Raw genomic sequence first — 16,695 nt, 5'->3', positions numbered from 1 at the left:
CCATGAGAACGCCAGACCTCTTGCGGTCTCACCCCTCCGATATGCGTGACGCGGACGGTTTCAGCGCCGCCCCGGCGGGATGGCGATGAGGTTGCACCGCTCCATCGGCCCGCGCACGACCGAGCCGTCGCCGCGCCGGTAGGTTCCGTTGCGGACATGGCGGCATCCGAGGGGACCGGGGAGCCGCTTCACCCGCTCCACATGGACGCTGCCGTAGCGTCGGTGGGAGAAATCGTGGCCGCCGATTCGCACGCCCTGGCCGAAGCGGACTTCGGCCCCGGCCGCTCCCGCAGAGACGCCGAGCGCGCAGGCAGCGGACAGACACAGACGTATGATTCCAGGAGTCGAGATGGCCAAGGATCGTCGTCCTCTTCTCCGAACGGGGCTGAACCAAGCGGCCCCTGGCCCGTTGTGAGTGCAGCCTTCAGGGCCGGCCCGCGACCGGGAGCACCGCGCCCCGATACGGACGACAGACCTTCAGGAGACCCGTTTCATGCATCAAGGCAACCACCGCGACCACGAGGGCGCGAAGAAGCTGTTCGATCTCGTCAAGGACATCAAGGTCGCGATGATGACCACGGCGGATCAGGACGGGAAGCTCTACAGCCGCCCGATGTGGAGCCAGGACACCGACGAGAACGGCGACATCTGGTTCTTCACCAAGCTGCACTCGCCCAAGACCGAGGAGATCGGCAAGGACAACCAGGTCAATCTCGCCTATTCCGACCCGTCGAGCCAGACCTACGTCTCCATCGCCGGCAAGGCCGAGATCGTCACCGATCAGGCCATCGTGGACGACAAGTGGAGCGAGAGCATGAAGACCTGGTTCCCCAACGGCAAGGACGACCCGGAAGTCGCGCTCATCCGCATCCACCCTGAAAAGGGCGAGTACTGGGACAGCCCCAACGCCACGGCCTTGCACATCTACGGCTACGTCAAGGCCGCGCTCACCGGCGAGTCGCCCAAGACCGAGACGAAGAAGGTCGATCTCGCCTGATCTGTTTCGACGACGCGGACAGTGGGGCGGCCATCCGAAGTGGGTGGCCGCCCTTCTGCGTTTTCCAGCGCACGGCTACCTCTGCTGGATGCGCCCATTCCGTGAGATGCACGGGCCCCTCCTGCCCTTGTGGGGAAGATCCGGAGGTTGATGTGGTGGGCCGACCCTCAGCCGTCGGAGGCTGGCGGAGCCATTCCCACTCCTCACCTCTCCCCACGAGGGGGAGAGGGACCCGCTACCAACCTCGCCCTCCGGCGATACGCGCGAAGGGCCGAACCGTTCGGTCGCCATCAGGTCCCCGTCAATCATCGGGCGCACGATTGACTCGCGCCCGAGGCCCATGCGCTCCTCGCAGGCGAGCGGGCGCCCAAGTTCCGCACCGGATCCGTCCCGACCATGCTCGATCTCGCGACGCGGGTTTACAACCACAACTTCAAGATCGACCCGATCATCCGGTCGCTGCTCGATACCGATTTCTACAAGCTCCTCATGGCGCAGACGATCTTTCGCCGCCATCGCGACGCCGACGTCACCTTCGGCATCCAGAACCGCAGCCGCTCCGTCCGCATCGCCGATTTCGTCGATGTGGGCGAATTGCGCGAGCAGCTCGATCACGCCCGCACCGTCCGCCTGAGCCGGGGGGAATCGACCTGGCTGCGCGGCAACACCTTCTACGGCCACCGCCAGATGTTCTCGGCCGATTTCATGGACTGGCTCGAAGGCTTCCGGCTGCCAGATTACGAACTCGAGGCGCGCGACGGACAATACGTCCTCACCTTCCACGGACCCTGGATCGAGACCACCATGTGGGAGGTGCCGGCGCTCGCCATCCTGAACGAGCTGCGCTCGCGCGGGATCCTGCGGGCGCTCGGCAAGTTCGAGCTGCAGGTTCTCTATGCCCGGGCGATGACCCGCGTGTGGGAGAAGATCGAGCGCCTGAAGGCCTTGCCCGACCTCTCCATCGCCGATTTCGGCACCCGCCGCCGCCACGGTTTCCTGTGGCAGGAGTGGTGCGTCGAGGCGATGCGCGAGGGCCTGGGCGAGGCCTTCCTCGGCACGTCGAACTGCCTCATCGCCATGCGCCGCGAGGTCGAGGCGGTGGGCACCAACGCCCATGAACTGCCGATGGTCTACTCGGCCCTCGCCGAGGACGACGAGGCCCTGGCCCAGGCGCCCTACGACGTGCTGCGCGACTGGCAGCAGGATTACGCCGGCAACCTGCTGGTGATGCTGCCCGACACCTACGGCACCACGGGCTTCCTCGCCCATGCGCCGGACTGGATGACGGCCTGGACCGGGATCCGCATCGATTCGAAGGATCCGATCGAAGGCGGCGAGGAGGCCATTGCCTGGTGGGCGTCGCGCGGCTGCGACCCCCACGAGAAACTCGCGATCTTCTCGGACGGGCTCGACATCGACACGATCGAGGCGATCCACGCGCATTTCCATGGGCGGATGCGCATCGGCTATGGTTGGGGCACCCTGCTCACCAACGACTTTCGCGGCCTCGTGCCCGGTCACGGGCTCGATCCGATCTCCATCGTCTGCAAGGTCATCGCCGCCAATGGCCGCCCCACGGTGAAGATCTCCGACAACCCGTCGAAGGCCATCGGTCCGGACGACGAGATCGCCCGCTACAAGCGCGTCTTCGGAACCGGCGAGATGACGGCGATGCCGGTGGTGGTGTGACACCCTACCGGCATCGCCGTCCGGGGAAGCGCTCCCGTGTCGCCGGAGGATCGTCAGCCCTCGGGCCGCTGCACGATGACCCCGTACCAGCCGAGCCCGGCATAGGTCTCGTAACCGGGGGTACGATGGAACGCGGTCAGCGCGCCGGAGGCGACCTCGCGATCGGCGCCGCTCGCGCGGTCGCCCGGCTGGAACGCCAGGATTTCGGTGAGGAGGCCGCGCCGGTCGGACGAGGCGAGGACGCGGCGCTGGGCGTCGAGCAGCAGCACCCGCGTCCGGTCCCGATCCTCCGGCGCCACGCGCACGCCCTCGACGATGGACCGGGCCTGGGGCTCCCAGTCGAAATGGACCGCCAGCACACCGACCGCCTGCGCCCGGCCCTTGCCGCCGTCGCGGATGACGGCGCAGTAGGTGGCGACCTGAGCGCCCCCCAGTCGCGGCTGGCGCGCCACGTCGGCGGCCACGTAGGCGTCGCCGTCCGGCAGGCCGGCTGCCTTTCTGAACCAGGGTTCGTCGGATACGACGCGGCCGATGACGTCGCCGTAGCGCTCGGGCCGTCCATGGGCGATGACCCGTCCGTCCATCCCGCAGAGCCAGAGGTCGAGATAGACCGTGTAGGCCCCGAGAATCACGGCGAGGCGCTCGGTGGCGTGGGCGACCTTGTCCGGGGTCGGATCGGCGGCGCAGGCCACCAGGGTCGCATCGGTCGCCCACCAGCGCACGTCGCAGGTCCGCTCGTAGAGGTTCCGGTCGATCAGTTCGACGGCATTGAGGGCGAGGTCGATCAGCCGGTCCTTGCGCGAGCACTCGGCCAGGGTCTCGACCTTGGACTGGACGGCGGCGATCCGGTCCGACAGTTCGTCTTCGAGGGCCCGTGCGATGGTCTCGACCTCGGCGCCGATGGCGCGGACCTCCTGCGCCACCACGGAGAAGCCCCGTCCGGCCTCGCCGGCCCGCGCCGCCTCGATCAGGGCGTTCAACGCCAGGATCTTCACCTGCCCGGTGATGTTCTGGATGCGCCGGCTCTTGTCCGAGGAGATGCGCTTCAGCTCGGCCATTTCGGCCGCCACACCGTGCAGGCTGGTCGCGCCGGGACCGTCCTCGCGACGCCCCGACGGATCACCGTCCTTGAATGCCAACCCGCTCATCTGTCTACCGATCGCCGAACGACCCATCATCGAATGCGGCGAACCGCCTAAGATTTCGCTAAATTTGCATCAGTTTGTATATTATCCGAAAAACGATGGGTCTGCTCTGAAATCAGCGAACAAGAATACACACAATTGTATTGATATTAGTAATATATTTCCGATCGATTCGGTAATTGTGACGCCTGTACCCACCGTCAGGCGACAACAATTGCCGTTTGGTGCAGATACGCGCAAAGAATGGTGATGGGCGCATCACGTGACTTCGCTTCACTGTCCTGCCGCGACATCGACGCCGCTGCGCTCATGGCGGACCGAACACGGTGACGCCTCCCTCGGCAAACGGTAGATCGCGGAGGGAGGCGAAATCCATGCGCATCGATCTCAACGCCGATCTCGGCGAAGGCTACGGCCCCTACACCTTCGGCGACGACACGGCCCTCCTCGCGCTCGTCACGTCGGCCAACGTCGCCTGCGGCTTCCATGGCGGCGATCCCGAGATCATGGTCGCCACCGCCTCGGCGGCCAAGGCGCGCGGCGTCTCCATCGGCGCCCATCCGGGATTCCAGGATCTGCGCGGCTTCGGCCGTCGGGTCATCGCCGAGAGCGCGGCCGAGATCGAGGCGGGGGTCGCCTACCAGATTGGCGCGCTCCGGGCCTGCGCGGCTCTCGCCGGCCATCGCGTCACCCATGTGAAGGCGCACGGAGCCCTGGCCAACCTGTCGAATGCCGATGCGGACGTGGCCCGCGCCCTCGCGCGGGCGGTCCGCGCAGTCGACCGGACCCTGCCCCTGGTGGTGATGCCGGGCCTCGCGTCCGAGCGCGCGGCTCTCGATGCCGGTCTCGCCGCGGTGCGGGAGATCTATGCCGACCGGGCCTATGCCGAGGACGGGCAGCTCTGCGCGCGCTCGCTTCCCGGGGCCGTGATCCACGATGCGGCCGAGGCAGCGGCGCGGGTCCGCCGCATGGTGGAGGAGGGGGCGGTGATCACCCTGTCCGGCCGCCGGATCCCGGTGCCGATCGACACGATCTGCGTCCACGGCGACACGCCGAGCGCGGTGGAAACGGCGCGCGCGGTGCGGCTGGCCCTGGGGCAGGCGGGCTTCGAACTGGCCGCCTTCGACGTCGCCTGACCGCGAAATGAATGCAAAGCCCCGGGTGAGCAGGGATCGTTTCCCGTCGCTACTCCGTTCCCCATCACGATCGCGCCGGTCCTCCCGCCGCGCGGTCGCATGCGTGGCGTTGAGACGGACCCGAGATGGCGACACCGAAACCGGCTGACGAGGCACCGAAGCAGCCGCCGGCCTCCCGCGATACGAGCGCCAGAAATGGGGTTTCGCGGGCCACTCCGGTGCGGAACGCCATGCTGCCGCCTCGGGCGACCCGCGTCGCCCCGGCCGAATCGATCCCGCCCTCCCTGGCCTCGCCCCTCATCGTCACCGCGCTGATCGTCTCCGGGCTCTATATCGGCCGCGACGTCCTCATTCCCATCGCCATCGCGGTCCTGCTCTCCTTCGTCCTCGGCCCCATCGTCTACCTGCTGCGGCGCCTGCGCTTCGGGCGGTTCCTGTCGGTCGCCACCTCCGTCGTCATGGCACTGGGAGTGGCGGCGGCCTTGGCCACCCTCATCGGCGTCCAGCTCGCGGATCTGGCCAAGGACGTGCCCCGCTACCGCACCACCATCGAGCAGAAGGTCGAGGGCCTGCGCGACAGCCCGGCCGGGCGTCTGGCCGACTACGTCGCCAATATCGGCCGGACCATGCACCAGGGCGGCGAGGAGAGCGCCAAGCCCGAGGCGCCCAGGCCCGAGACCGGGAAACCGAGTGCTCCGCCGCCGGAGAAACCGGTCGTCGTCGAGATGAAGGAGCGGGCGCCCGACCCGCTGGCCCTGGCCAACACCATCCTGTCGCCGATCCTGCATCCGCTGGCCACCGCCGGCATCGTCTTCATCGTGCTGCTGTTCCTGCTCATGCAGCGGGAGGACCTGCGCGACCGCATGATCCGCCTCGTGGGATCGAGCGACCTCCACCGGACCACCGTGGCGATGGACGATGCCGCCCGGCGGCTCAGCCGCTACTTCCTGGTCCAGCTCGCCCTCAACGCCGCCTTCGGCGTGGTGATCGGAATCTGCCTCTCCGTCATCGGCGTGCCCAACCCGGCGCTCTGGGGCATCTTCTCGGCGCTGATGCGGTTCGTGCCGTATATCGGCGCGGCCCTGGCGGCCTTGTTCCCCCTGGCCCTTGCGGCGGCGGTCGATCCCGGCTGGTCGATGGTCATCGCGACGCTCGCGGTGTTCCTGATCCTCGAACCCCTCACCGGGCATGTCATCGAGCCGATGCTCTATGGCCAGTCCACCGGAATGTCGCCCTTCGCCGTCCTGGTCTCGGCTCTGTTCTGGACGTGGCTGTGGGGGCCCGTCGGCCTGCTGCTCTCGACGCCTCTCACGGTCTGCCTCGTGGTGCTGGGGCGGCACGTGGACAAGCTCGAATTCCTCGACGTGCTGTTCGGCGACCGGCCGGCCCTGACCCCGGTGGAGAATTTCTACCAGCGCATCCTCGCCGACGACCCGGAGGAGGCGGAGGAGCATGCCGAGCTGATCCTCAAGGAGTGTTCGCTCTCCTCCTACTACGACGACGTGGTGCTCAAGGGTCTCGAACTCGCCGCCCGCGACGCCGCCCGCGGGGTACTCACGCCCGAGCAGAAGACCGACATCCGCGATACGGTCGCCGTCCTCATCGCCGGCCTCGACCGGCGCGATGTCGAGGTGCCCGACGACGATTTCGCCGCTCCGGCCGAAGTTCCCGCAGCCTGGAAGCAGGACGGCGCGGTCCTGTGCGTGACCGGGCGCAGCTTCGTCGACGAATCGGCCTGCAAGATCCTGGCTCAGCTCCTCAACAGGCGTGGCATCGGAACGCGAATCGTTCCCTTCTCCGACGTGGCCCGAGTCCAGATCGACGGGTTCGATCCCGGCCCGGCCCGGATGATCTGCATCGTGTCTCTCGCCATCAGTGGGGAGCCGACCCATCTGCGCCGCCTCGTCGGACGGCTGAAGAACCGAATGCCGGACCTGCCCATCGTCGTCGGTCTCTGGCAGGCCGATCACGAGGTCCTCAACGACGAGGGACTGCGGACGGCGATCGGCGGGGACGTCCACGTGTCGTCCCTCGATGCGACCCTGCAGGCCGTCCTCGGCCGGGCCGGCACCACGGCCTCGGTCGCCAAGGCCGAGTCTTCCGCGCCGGACAATTCGCCCGAGACACCGCCATCGGCGCCCGTGGCGGCCGCCATTGCATCGTGATTGCGTAGGCGGCCGCTGGGGGTCGAAAAGCCGCCCGATGGCGGTGAATCCACCAGGGTGATGGCGGTGGTTCGGGGCGTCTCGTGGCGGTCCGGGCTTGACGCGGCTCGCCCGTCACCGCTTCGGTTGCGGGGCGGTTCCACCAGGAGGCTTTCGATGAGCGTCGTCGATCTCGCACGGTTCATGGAAGACCTCGCCACCGAGTCGGGCCAGGCCATCCTGCCCTTCTTCCGGGCTTCGTTCGGCATGGACGACAAGGGCAGGGGGACGGGCGCCTTCGACCCCGTCACCGAGGCCGACCGGGCGGCGGAGACGATCCTGCGCGGACGGATCCGGAGCACGTTTCCCACCCACGGCATCGTCGGGGAGGAGTTCGGCTCCGACCATGCGGATGCCGAATGCGTCTGGGTCCTCGACCCGATCGACGGCACCCGCGCCTTCATCACTGGCCTTCCCACATGGGGAACTCTGATCGGCCTGCTCCATGACGGCGTGCCGGTACGCGGGTTGATGAACCAGCCCTATCTCGGCGAGCGCTTCGTCGGAGACGGGGCGAGCGCCACGTTCCAGGGCATTCGCGGCCCGCGCAAACTCATGACCCGCCGCTGCGAACGCCTCGCCGACGCGCTGCTCGCCACCACCGATCCGCGCCTGTTCGCGCCGGGCGACGAGCAGGACCGCTTCCGGAGCATCGAGGGCGCCGTGCGCATGTCGCGCTACGGTACCGATTGCTACGCCTATTGCATGCTCGCGGCAGGCCAGATCGACCTCGTTGTCGAGGCAGGCCTGAAGGCCCACGACATCGTCGCGCTGATCCCGATCATCGAGGGAGCGGGCGGCGTCGTCACCGCCTGGGATGGCAGTTCAGCCGCAAAGGGCGGCCGGATCGTCGCCGCCGGGGACGTCCGGCTCCACGCCGCGGCCCTGCGCCACCTCAACCCGTAAAATGCTTACATCTCAATGATTCAGGCCCTGCACCGCTCATCCAGCCGAGGAGTGGCGACGGCTTCTTTCAGTCAGTCGGACGCGCGTCTCAACGCGTCATTGCGAGGGCAATGGCCTGCCCCGTATCTGCGTGTTGAGCCCTTTCCGACACGACCGTCCCCGGCACGAAGGCATCGAAAGCCGCCCAGAAATCGTCTCGAATCGCGTCGCGCTCCGAGAGGATCTCATGACGAGCGTCGGGCAGGACGAGGAGGAAGCCGGAGGAGAGGCGGCCCACGAACCGTTCCGTGATCGCGGTGTCGCAAACAGGGTCGGCGCCGGCGCCGATCACGAGGGTCGGAATGCGGATCGAGGCGGCCTTTCGCGGATCGGCGAGCTTCGCCATCGCCCGGAACGCGCCGACGATCCAGGCCACGCTCGGATCCCCAACGGCGCTGGCACCGACGGCCCGGGCCGCCTGGGCATTGCGTTCATAGCGGACGGTATCGCCTGAGAGGCGGTTTCCCGCAAAGGGTTTCGTGGCCAGGGAAGCCGGATTGCCGAACGGGATGTAACGGCACCCGAGACCCAACGCATGCAGCACACGAGCGAGGAAGAAGGACGCCGCCGGGAAACGGATCATCCGGATCGACAGCATCGGCGCAACGGTGACAAGGCGGGCGAAGGGCAGCCACCCATCCATCGCCCCGGTCAGCGCCACCGCACCGCCCATGGAATGGGCAAGGCACATGTGCGGATGCGGCATCAGCGGCCGCAGGATCGCATCCTCGATCGCCTTGAGATCGCGACGATAATCGTCGAACCGCGCGACGTGGCCGCGATGCGCGTCGGAGACCTGCCGTTGCGATTCCCCCTGGCCCCGCCAATCGAACGCGACAACGGCGAACCCACGGCGGCGCAGTTCCGTGATGGTCTCGTAGTACTTCTCGATGAACTCGGCCCGGCCCTGCAACAGGCACACCGTCCCCTTCGCCAACCGGGTCGTCGGGCGCCAATGGGCGGCCCTCAGCCGAATCCCATCATCGGCATGGACGACAACCAGCGTTCCCCCCGGAGGGACCGAATTTCCGCGCGTGGAAGCAAGGGTTAGCATGGGGAGGATCCAGACAAGAGAAGCAGCAGCAAATTTTGCATGAGAAGGGCCATCCAAACTCTTGAAGCCTTCCGACGCACCTCCGATATTGGAGGAGCGCCGGCCGATACGGCGGCGCAACGGTCCGGCCCTTTGGGCGGACGATAACGTTACATGTTGCTTCCTACGGAGAATATGTCATGCGCCAGTTCGATCTTGCTCCCCTCTATCGCTCTACCGTCGGCTTCGACCGTCTTTTCTCGGCCCTCGACCAGTTCGTGAGCGCCGATGCGGTCCCGACCTATCCTCCCTACAATATCGAGCGAACAGGCGAGAACGCTTACCGTATTACCGTCGCGGTGGCTGGATTCACCGAATCCGACCTCACCATCGAGGTTAAGGAAAACGCGCTCACGCTCAAGGGCGAGCGCAGTCCCGATGTGACCCGGAAGGTCGAGGTTCTTCATCAGGGGATCGCCGCCCGTGGTTTCGAACGCCGGTTCCAGCTTGCCGACTATGTCCAGGTAACGGGTGCGGCCCTGGAGAACGGTCTGCTCCATATCGATCTCGTCCGTGAGATTCCGGAGGCAAAGAAACCCCGCCAGATTCAGATCGCCACCTCGGGCGCCGCGAAAGCGCCCGTGATCGAAGGTCAGGTACAAGCAGCGGCGTAATCGCCGGTCTTTCGACAATGAGCGCCCCGACCGAGAGGTCGGTGCGCCTGCCCGCGTTCAAAACCTATTGAACCGGTCGCCTCGGCCCGGTTCCCGGCATCGGTAGCCGATGAAGCAGTCCGCCGTATCGCGGGTGGGCGCGTAGGCGGGGATCGTTATCTCGGTGACCTCGCATGCGCCACGGTCGCGCACGAAGCGGTCATAGGTCGATCCACCTGTCCCGAGGACGATGCCCCGGCTCCGTGACACGACGGCTCTCGCCTCCGGGCAGGTCATGTCGAGGGTGGATGCCCGCTGTGCCATGGCGGGCCAACTGACGCCGAGGACGGCACTTATAACTCCGACGAATCGGGAAACCCCCATCACAGCCCAACGCCCCTCGTCTTCCACCGCACGGAAGCGCGGTTTGACCTAGGTAACTCCGAGCCGATCAGCCAGGTTTCGATAGGGGATTCAGAGGTCGCCGAAGACAAGTTGCCCTTGGGGGCTCTGCCTGCGGCGCGCGGCGACCGGACGCTCCTTACGAACTGAAAGTTTTGGTGCGGGACAGTGCGGTTTAGGCTCGCCGCGTATCCGGGCTTTCGCCTTGTCGCGGGCCACGGCTTCGGGTGCATTCGGGTTATCGCTAAGCCATTTGCCGCGCTTGATGACCTCATTGACCCGACCCTGATTCACACCAACTTTGAAGGCGATCTCTTGCTGGGTCATTCCCGTGGAAGCGTGAAGATCAAGGATCGCCCGTGCCAGATCCGGCGTCATCTTTTGGCCAGTGAGGCGTCGTGCCGGCTTGATCGTGCGGGTCGCCCGGTCGCGTTCGCGCAGGCGCTGGAGCAGGGCGAGCGCCATGTTCATGCCCTGCTCGCGCAGAGCCTCCTCGAATTCCTTCAACGTCGCCATCGTCGGCTTCCTCGTTGCCGTCGCGGCCGGACCTTCGGACCTGCCCGCAACCGAAAGAACGGTCGGGCATGCGCCAAGGTTGCGACGAATGCCATCGGTCGATTCATGATGGTTGAGCCGATGCCGGACCGATGACAACCGGGCGAAGACTTCATCCACCGCTAATGCAGCGCAGGTCCCGCATGGTAGCGCCGATGTTCCCATGCTTGTCGTCGCCCTCGACGGTGCTCGCCCTCGCTTTTTCCCTTTGGCGGCCTGCCCGTGGCGGAAACCTCGAGCTTCGGCTAAACCGCGCGGCACACGCGGCTTTCGAGGACGCTTCCAATGATCAGCCCGATCCTTTCCGTCGCCCGCGACGGATCAGCGCCCGGCGCTCCCTCCCTTGTCGAAGCGCTGGAAAGCGGCTCGGTCCTGGTTTTCCATGACGAAGATTTCCCAATCACCGACTTCGAGAAGCGCTTCGTCGAACGACCCTTTGCCGACGGCAAGGCCAAGAACGTCAACATCCGCGGCAGGGACGCGGCTCTGAGAGGAGCCGCCGGAACGCCGGAGGAGCAGGAGGCGCTGCGCCAGCTTCTCATTCGCTACAAGGCCTTCGCCCAGGGGCTGCTCGAGCGCCACTTGCCGGCCTATACCGGCAAGGTCACGCTGGCCGGCACGTCCTACCGCCCGTTCGAGGTGGACCAACGCAAGCTCAGTTGGCGCCGAGACGACACACGACTGCACGTGGACGCCTTTCCGTCGAACCCGATCGGCGAGAAGCGTATCCTGCGCATCTTCCGCAACATCAATCCGAACGGGCAGCCCCGCCTTTGGCGGGTGGGCGAGGATTTCGGCTCGATGACAGAGAAATTCCTGCCGCGCCTGCCTGGCTACTCGCCCCTGTCGGCGCGACTGCTAGCGGCCCTGCGGATCACCAAGGCGCGCCGCTCCGAATACGACCACTTGATGCTGCATCTCCACGATGCACTGAAGCAGGACATGGAATACCAGCAGAACGGCCCCCAAGCCGACGTGCAATTCACACCGGGCCAGACCTGGGTGACGTTCTCGGACCTCGTGATGCACGGCGCCATGGGCGGTCGCTACATGCTGGAACAGACCGCCTACCTTCCGGTGACGAGCCAGGCGGATCCAGAGCGCAGCCCGCAGCGGATCCTCGCCCGGAAGCTCGGTCGCAAGCTGCGCTAAGACCTCATTGATACAGAGACGGGTTTAGGACTACATCATGATTCTCGAAATTGCACAGATCGATATCAAAGCCGGCATGGAAGCTGATTTCGAAGCAAACATCGCCAAGGCATCCGAGATCTTCAAGATCGCCAAGGGCTGCAAGAGCTTCGCCGTGCGCCGATCCGTGGAGAAGCCCCAACGCTACCGGCTACTGATCGAGTGGGAGACGCTCGCCGACCATACCGAACTCTTCACCGGCTCGCAGGCCTGGAAGGATTATCGCGCCATGGTCTCTCCCTTCTTCGAGGGCCCTCCCAGCGTCGAACATACGGAACTGACCCTCCAGGCTTTCTGACGGCGGGAACGGTCAGGGCCTAGATTGGCGGACCAGCATCGTGACGCGGCTGTCGAGGAGCGCCCGGCACTTCGCGATGTCGTCGCGGGCACAAGTCCGAAAGGACTCGCCAACGGAGAAGCCTACATTCGCGTCGATATGCCGACAGGCCAGGACCGACAGCACCATCACCCCGAGGGGGATGGGCAGGAGGATCAGGCTGACATCCAGCAGACGCCCCAGCGCCGAGCCTTTGCGCGGACGGAGCGCTTTGGCATCCTCAAGCTTCGTGACGAAGTCGCCGAAGACCTCTTTCGGATGGCTCTGATCAGCGTACCGCGATGCGACCGCCCCTCCGCGGAGCGGAGTGATACTGGCAGAGCCAGAGCGCGGCAGGGAAATGGCGGGCGAAGTTAATTGCATTACCCCCCAGCCTTTCTCGTGGGGTTGTACAATCGAACGCCCACGTGATGCCGCTCGAAACTGCGCAACCGGCCGTAAGGTCCGGCTATGGTTGACACTCGTTACATTCACAACACCGCTACCGGACGACGTCAGCGCAGACGGTCCGACACGGTTTTGAGCGTATTCTCGATGGACCAGACGTGGCGGGTGAGGTCGCGCCGTGCGCAGGCACTCGCTTTTAAAACGTCTGGTAGCAATGATGAGGAGTGAGGTCCGCATTCGGCGACGGCCGACAGAAGCAGGAAGGCCAGCGGCCCAAGCGTCACAATGAGCTTGAGACCGAAATAGGCACGACCCAGAACGCTACGCCGCCCATGACGAGGAGGCTTTTCCGAACGGACCGGGGCGATTCCACCCGACAGCACGCCCCGCTCGAGTGATCGGCGAAGGGCTTCGCCGTCATCCGTGGGAAAATGCGCGTCTCGGAACCGTTCAAGCTTACTCGGAGCCATCTCTCTTGTCTCGACCAGAGGCCGCACCACACTCGCCCGCCTTTCGTAACGAATTGATGATCGGGGGTGGGTGAATTGATTCCGTTCGCTGCCTGGCGCTCACTTCGCGCGAAGCCTTCGCCACGGTGACAGCCGAACGCTGACTGCTTACTGAAGGAAACCGTCCTCGATAGAGGCGGCTTTGTCCGAAGCGTCCTTGCACAGGCGGCCATCGTCCATGATCCAGCGCCCCCTCCGCATTGGAACCCGCGGCAGCCCCATGGCTCTCGCGCAGACGGGAATGGTCCGCGACAAGATCGTGGCGGCCAATCCGGGGCTGGAAACGGAGTTGGTGGTCGTTAATACGGTGGCCGACCGCATCCTCGACCGGCCGCTCTCCGAGATTGGCGGCAAGGGGCTCTTTACTAAGGAACTCGAACAGGCCCTTTTCGCCGACGTGGTCGATGTGGCCGTGCATTCGATGAAGGATGTGGAGACCTGGCTGCCCGACGGGCTGGTCATCGCTTGCATCCTGGAACGTGACGATCCGCGCGATGCCTTCCTTTCCGCTCAGGCGGACGGATTTGCCGGCCTTGCGCCAGGAGCTCGCGTCGGCACCTCCTCCCTGCGCCGCGCCGCTCAGGTCCTCATGCGGCGGCCGGACCTGCGCATCGTCCCGATGCGCGGCAACGCCAATACTCGGATGCGCAAGCTTCGAGAGGGCACCTGCGAGGCGACGCTTCTAGCCCTCTGCGGCCTCGAACGCCTTGGCATGGCCGATATGGCACGGAGCGTCCTGTCCGTGGACGAGATGCTCCCCGCCGTGGCCCAAGGAGCGCTCGGCATCGAATGCCGGGAGGCCGATTCCAACGTTCGAGCATTGCTGGCCCCGTTGCGATCATCTACGGCCTCGGCCGAACTCGACGCCGAGCGCGGGCTCCTTGCGGAACTCGATGGGTCGTGCCGTACCCCGATCGCAGCCCTGGCACGGATCGACGGCGAGGTGCTGACCCTCGACGGCCTATTGTTCCTGCCCGACGGCAGCTCCCATTGGGCGGTCCACCGCTCGGGCGCGGTATCGGATGCTGCCCGAATCGGACAGGATGCCGGTGCCGAACTCAAACGCGCGGCCGGAGATACCTACGCCAAGCATCTGCAATAGCCGGGCTCCCACACGGTTAGCAGCAGCGCCGATTCCGGTCAGGCGCGGCATCTTCTCGCCTTGCGGACAGGAGAGGAACGGTTAATCGCTGATCCGCTAAGGTCAGTGTACAGTCTCATACACTTTGCGGCCTGGGGATACCGATGCATGAGGTCTGTGCCGACCTGTCGTCCTGCTCACCGGTGTTGATCCATCTCGATGGGGATATTCCCGGCCAGGAAGAGATCACGATTGGGCGTAGCGGGGATGCACAGTTGATTGCAGCCCTCCTGGCACGTCTTGAGGACCAAGCCCGCTTCATCGACGCGCAAGCGCTGTCCCTCGCCCATAGCCAGAAGATCTTCGAACGCGCTTCGGCCGTGGCCAAAATCGGAGTCTGGGAATGCCGCCTTGTAGATGAGGCACTGACATGGACCGATGCTGTCTACAGGATGTTCGACCTGCCGGTGGGCTCAGCGGTCGACCGTGAGACGACCTTAGGCTGCTACAGCCCGGAGTCACGTATCCGCCTCGACGCGCTCCGGAGCCAGGCCATCGCCGAGCGTGGCGGCTTTACCCTCGATGCGGAGATCGTCACGGCTTCGGGCAACCGACGCTGGATCCGCCTGACCGCCACGGTGGAATGCGAGGAAGGAATACCGGTCCGCATCTTCGGCATGAAGCAGGACATCACCGAGGAGAAGATCCTCGCCGACCGAACCCGCTACCTCGCGGAGTTCGATACCCTGACGGGCCTGCCCAACCGCACCGCCTTCTACGGCCGTCTCGCCGACATGAACAGACAGGGTGCCCTGCTGCTCCTTGACCTCGATGGCTTCAAACAGGTCAACGACACTCACGGCCACATGGCAGGCGACGCCTGTCTCGCCGAGGTGGGGCACCGCCTCAACGAGACGTGCCGTCGCACGGAGTTCGTCGCACGCATCGGGGGTGACGAGTTCGGGATCGTCGTCGACGGCACAATCAGCACACAGGGACTCGCCGCCCTGGCGGAGCGAATTATCGCCGCCATGGCGCCGCCCATTGCCTGGGGGCAGGGGACCTTCACAATTGGCGTTTCCATCGGCATCGCCATAATGGAGCAGCGTAGCCCTGAGGACGTCTTCGCAGAGGCCGACGTGGCGCTTTATGCGGCCAAGGCAGAAGGGCGCGGGACGTTCCGCTTGGCTCCTCCGGCGAAATGACGACCGCTTCACGCCGATGCGTGGTGCGAGACCTGAGCGGAGGCTAGGCCGCGCTCGGCCGCCATCATCCGGGCAAGGGCGGCGATCTCGCGTATCTGGAATGGCTTGCGGACCGAAAGGCTCCCTCGAAGCGGCCTGCGGTCGAAATATGCATTCGTCGATGCATAGATTACCGGGCGGTCAGGACGAACCTCGCGGAAGGCGAGAGCCACTGTCCATCCATCTATCATTCCCGGAAGATTGATATCGGTCAGCAACCAGTCGAAATCGACACCACGAGTCCTGATAAGCGTCAAAGCGTCTTCGCCACTGGACGCCGCCACGGCAGTGAGGCCGGCACGCTCGCACTGGATCGTCAACATATCCAGCAGGAGGAAATTGTCCTCGACGATCAGAACTTTCGGTGCGCCACTCATCCCGGCCATCGACCCTTTCGTACATCAACAAATGACTGCATTAATGGTTAAGCTTCCATCAATGGTCGCGTCGATTCGGAAATCGCGGGCGACATGGACGGTGGGTCGTTCGAACACCCTGTGACGATGCGCGAGGCCGCGGTGGAGCCAACGGCAGATAAGGGGAGAGGGACGGTCTGCGATGCGGCGACGCTCGCCGAACTCGAAGTCCTTCTCGGGCATGATCATCTGAAACGGCTTCTGTCCCTGCTCGTCGTCGAGATCCGCGTCCGCTTTCCTGCTGGGAACGACGATCGGCTCGCCATAGCGCAGGACGCCCATGCGCTGCTGGCATCGAGCGGATCTCTCGGCTTTCTCGACCTTTCGCGGTGTTGTTCCGTGATCGAACGGGCCTGCCTGAAGGGCGACGACATCGCCATCCCGCTGCAAGAAGGACGGATCGCCGCCGAACGCGCGCTGACCGCACTCGCCACCTTGGGGGTGCGCGCGTGACGGCACCGGTACTCCTTTTAAGAACCTCACGGGACGAACCCGTTGCGCCGAAGGCACACCCGCCGAGAGTGCGGAGGGCGCTGCTTATCCGTCGCGTGGCTGCCGCATTATGGGTGTGACACAGCTAATCCCGCAGGTCGCGGCGCCATTTCGCTGAATTGAGGTGCCGAGTGTCACAGACCGCAACTGGAATTCGGCCTTTGGAACGTCCCGTCAAGGTTGACGGAACCTTCGCTTAACCCGCTCGACCTACACAGGTCGCACCACCGAACGGCCCCGCGGGGACGCTCCGGAACCGGCCCCCCGCCCGAGGAGAGC

General features: G+C 65.5%; 18 protein-coding genes. 11 read left to right on the top strand and 7 right to left on the bottom strand.

Going from position 1 to position 16,695, the window contains the following annotated elements; translation table 11 throughout:
• Positions 1-60 precede the first annotated feature (60 nt).
• Positions 61-327, bottom strand: coding sequence for a hypothetical protein (locus K368_RS0121050; RefSeq protein ID WP_027174072.1), 267 nt, complete (start codon positions 325-327; stop codon positions 61-63).
• 166 nt (positions 328-493) lie between these two features.
• Between K368_RS0121050 and K368_RS0121045 the strand changes: the two genes are divergently transcribed.
• Positions 494-997, top strand: a complete 504-nt coding sequence (locus tag K368_RS0121045; RefSeq protein WP_027174071.1) for a pyridoxamine 5'-phosphate oxidase family protein — start codon at positions 494-496, stop codon at positions 995-997.
• Positions 998-1,393: 396 nt separating this feature from the next.
• The gene (gene pncB / locus K368_RS0121040) at positions 1,394-2,686 is read left to right on the top strand and encodes a nicotinate phosphoribosyltransferase (RefSeq protein ID WP_027174070.1); all 1,293 of its coding nucleotides are present in this window, start codon (positions 1,394-1,396) and stop codon (positions 2,684-2,686) included.
• A 53-nt stretch (positions 2,687-2,739) separates the two neighbouring features.
• On the opposite strand, the gene K368_RS0121035 is transcribed toward pncB, so the two are convergent.
• Positions 2,740-3,834: a methyl-accepting chemotaxis protein gene (locus K368_RS0121035; RefSeq protein ID WP_036266570.1), complete on the bottom strand. Its 1,095-nt coding sequence runs from the start codon at positions 3,832-3,834 to the stop codon at positions 2,740-2,742.
• A 371-nt stretch (positions 3,835-4,205) separates the two neighbouring features.
• Between K368_RS0121035 and K368_RS0121030 the strand changes: the two genes are divergently transcribed.
• The 3 genes from K368_RS0121030 to hisN all read left to right on the top strand — a co-directional run bounded on the left by K368_RS0121030 (position 4,206) and on the right by hisN (position 8,077).
• Entirely contained in the window at positions 4,206-4,967 is a 762-nt protein-coding gene (locus K368_RS0121030; protein ID WP_027174068.1) for a 5-oxoprolinase subunit PxpA, read from the top strand.
• Between the two features lie 230 nt (positions 4,968-5,197).
• Positions 5,198-7,132 carry an AI-2E family transporter gene (locus K368_RS0121025; protein WP_027174067.1) on the top strand — a complete coding sequence of 645 codons (1,935 nt, stop codon included), beginning with the start codon at positions 5,198-5,200 and terminating at the stop codon, positions 7,130-7,132.
• A gap of 156 nt (positions 7,133-7,288) precedes the next feature.
• Positions 7,289-8,077, top strand: a complete 789-nt coding sequence (hisN, locus tag K368_RS0121020; RefSeq protein WP_027174066.1) for a histidinol-phosphatase — start codon at positions 7,289-7,291, stop codon at positions 8,075-8,077.
• Positions 8,078-8,165: 88 nt separating this feature from the next.
• Here hisN and K368_RS25225 read toward each other — a convergent pair whose 3' ends face one another.
• On the bottom strand, positions 8,166-9,170 hold the full coding sequence (locus K368_RS25225) for an alpha/beta hydrolase (protein WP_036266569.1): 1,005 nt from the start codon (positions 9,168-9,170) through the stop codon (positions 8,166-8,168).
• Between the two features lie 179 nt (positions 9,171-9,349).
• On the opposite strand from K368_RS25225, the gene K368_RS0121010 reads away from it, so the two are divergent.
• Complete coding sequence (locus K368_RS0121010; protein WP_027174065.1) at positions 9,350-9,823, top strand: Hsp20 family protein; 474 nt, start codon at positions 9,350-9,352, stop codon at positions 9,821-9,823.
• Positions 9,824-9,880: 57 nt separating this feature from the next.
• Here the strand turns inward: K368_RS0121010 and K368_RS27500 are convergent, their stop codons facing one another.
• Positions 9,881-10,186, bottom strand: coding sequence for a hypothetical protein (locus tag K368_RS27500; protein WP_027174064.1), 306 nt, complete (start codon positions 10,184-10,186; stop codon positions 9,881-9,883).
• A gap of 90 nt (positions 10,187-10,276) precedes the next feature.
• Entirely contained in the window at positions 10,277-10,720 is a 444-nt protein-coding gene (locus K368_RS0121000) for a DNA-directed RNA polymerase sigma-70 factor (RefSeq protein WP_027174063.1), read from the bottom strand.
• 324 nt (positions 10,721-11,044) lie between these two features.
• Here K368_RS0121000 and K368_RS0120995 point away from each other — a divergent pair, with 324 nt between their 5' ends.
• Both K368_RS0120995 and K368_RS0120990 read left to right on the top strand, forming a co-directional pair.
• Complete coding sequence (locus tag K368_RS0120995) at positions 11,045-11,911, top strand: Kdo hydroxylase family protein (RefSeq protein ID WP_027174062.1); 867 nt, start codon at positions 11,045-11,047, stop codon at positions 11,909-11,911.
• A gap of 37 nt (positions 11,912-11,948) precedes the next feature.
• Positions 11,949-12,248: an antibiotic biosynthesis monooxygenase family protein gene (locus K368_RS0120990; protein WP_027174061.1), complete on the top strand. Its 300-nt coding sequence runs from the start codon at positions 11,949-11,951 to the stop codon at positions 12,246-12,248.
• A gap of 533 nt (positions 12,249-12,781) precedes the next feature.
• On the opposite strand, the gene K368_RS26275 is transcribed toward K368_RS0120990, so the two are convergent.
• The gene (locus K368_RS26275) at positions 12,782-13,144 is read right to left on the bottom strand and encodes a hypothetical protein (RefSeq protein WP_081739631.1); all 363 of its coding nucleotides are present in this window, start codon (positions 13,142-13,144) and stop codon (positions 12,782-12,784) included.
• Between the two features lie 217 nt (positions 13,145-13,361).
• Here K368_RS26275 and hemC point away from each other — a divergent pair, with 217 nt between their 5' ends.
• Together hemC and K368_RS0120970 are read left to right on the top strand one after the other, a co-directional pair.
• Positions 13,362-14,285: a hydroxymethylbilane synthase gene (gene hemC / locus K368_RS0120975; protein WP_027174059.1), complete on the top strand. Its 924-nt coding sequence runs from the start codon at positions 13,362-13,364 to the stop codon at positions 14,283-14,285.
• Between the two features lie 254 nt (positions 14,286-14,539).
• Positions 14,540-15,469, top strand: a complete 930-nt coding sequence (locus K368_RS0120970) for a diguanylate cyclase (protein ID WP_245259637.1) — start codon at positions 14,540-14,542, stop codon at positions 15,467-15,469.
• A gap of 8 nt (positions 15,470-15,477) precedes the next feature.
• Here the strand turns inward: K368_RS0120970 and K368_RS25220 are convergent, their stop codons facing one another.
• Positions 15,478-15,885 carry a response regulator gene (locus tag K368_RS25220; RefSeq protein ID WP_036267218.1) on the bottom strand — a complete coding sequence of 136 codons (408 nt, stop codon included), beginning with the start codon at positions 15,883-15,885 and terminating at the stop codon, positions 15,478-15,480.
• Between the two features lie 93 nt (positions 15,886-15,978).
• On the opposite strand from K368_RS25220, the gene K368_RS0120960 reads away from it, so the two are divergent.
• Positions 15,979-16,377, top strand: coding sequence for an Hpt domain-containing protein (locus K368_RS0120960; RefSeq protein WP_027174057.1), 399 nt, complete (start codon positions 15,979-15,981; stop codon positions 16,375-16,377).
• The last annotated feature ends 318 nt before the right edge of the window (positions 16,378-16,695 follow it).

Source organism: Methylobacterium sp. 10, assembly GCF_000519085.1.
GTDB lineage: Bacteria > Pseudomonadota > Alphaproteobacteria > Rhizobiales > Beijerinckiaceae > Methylobacterium.
The sequence above is the reverse complement of the archived record's forward strand: the minus strand, read 5'-3'. Positions and strand labels throughout refer to the sequence as shown.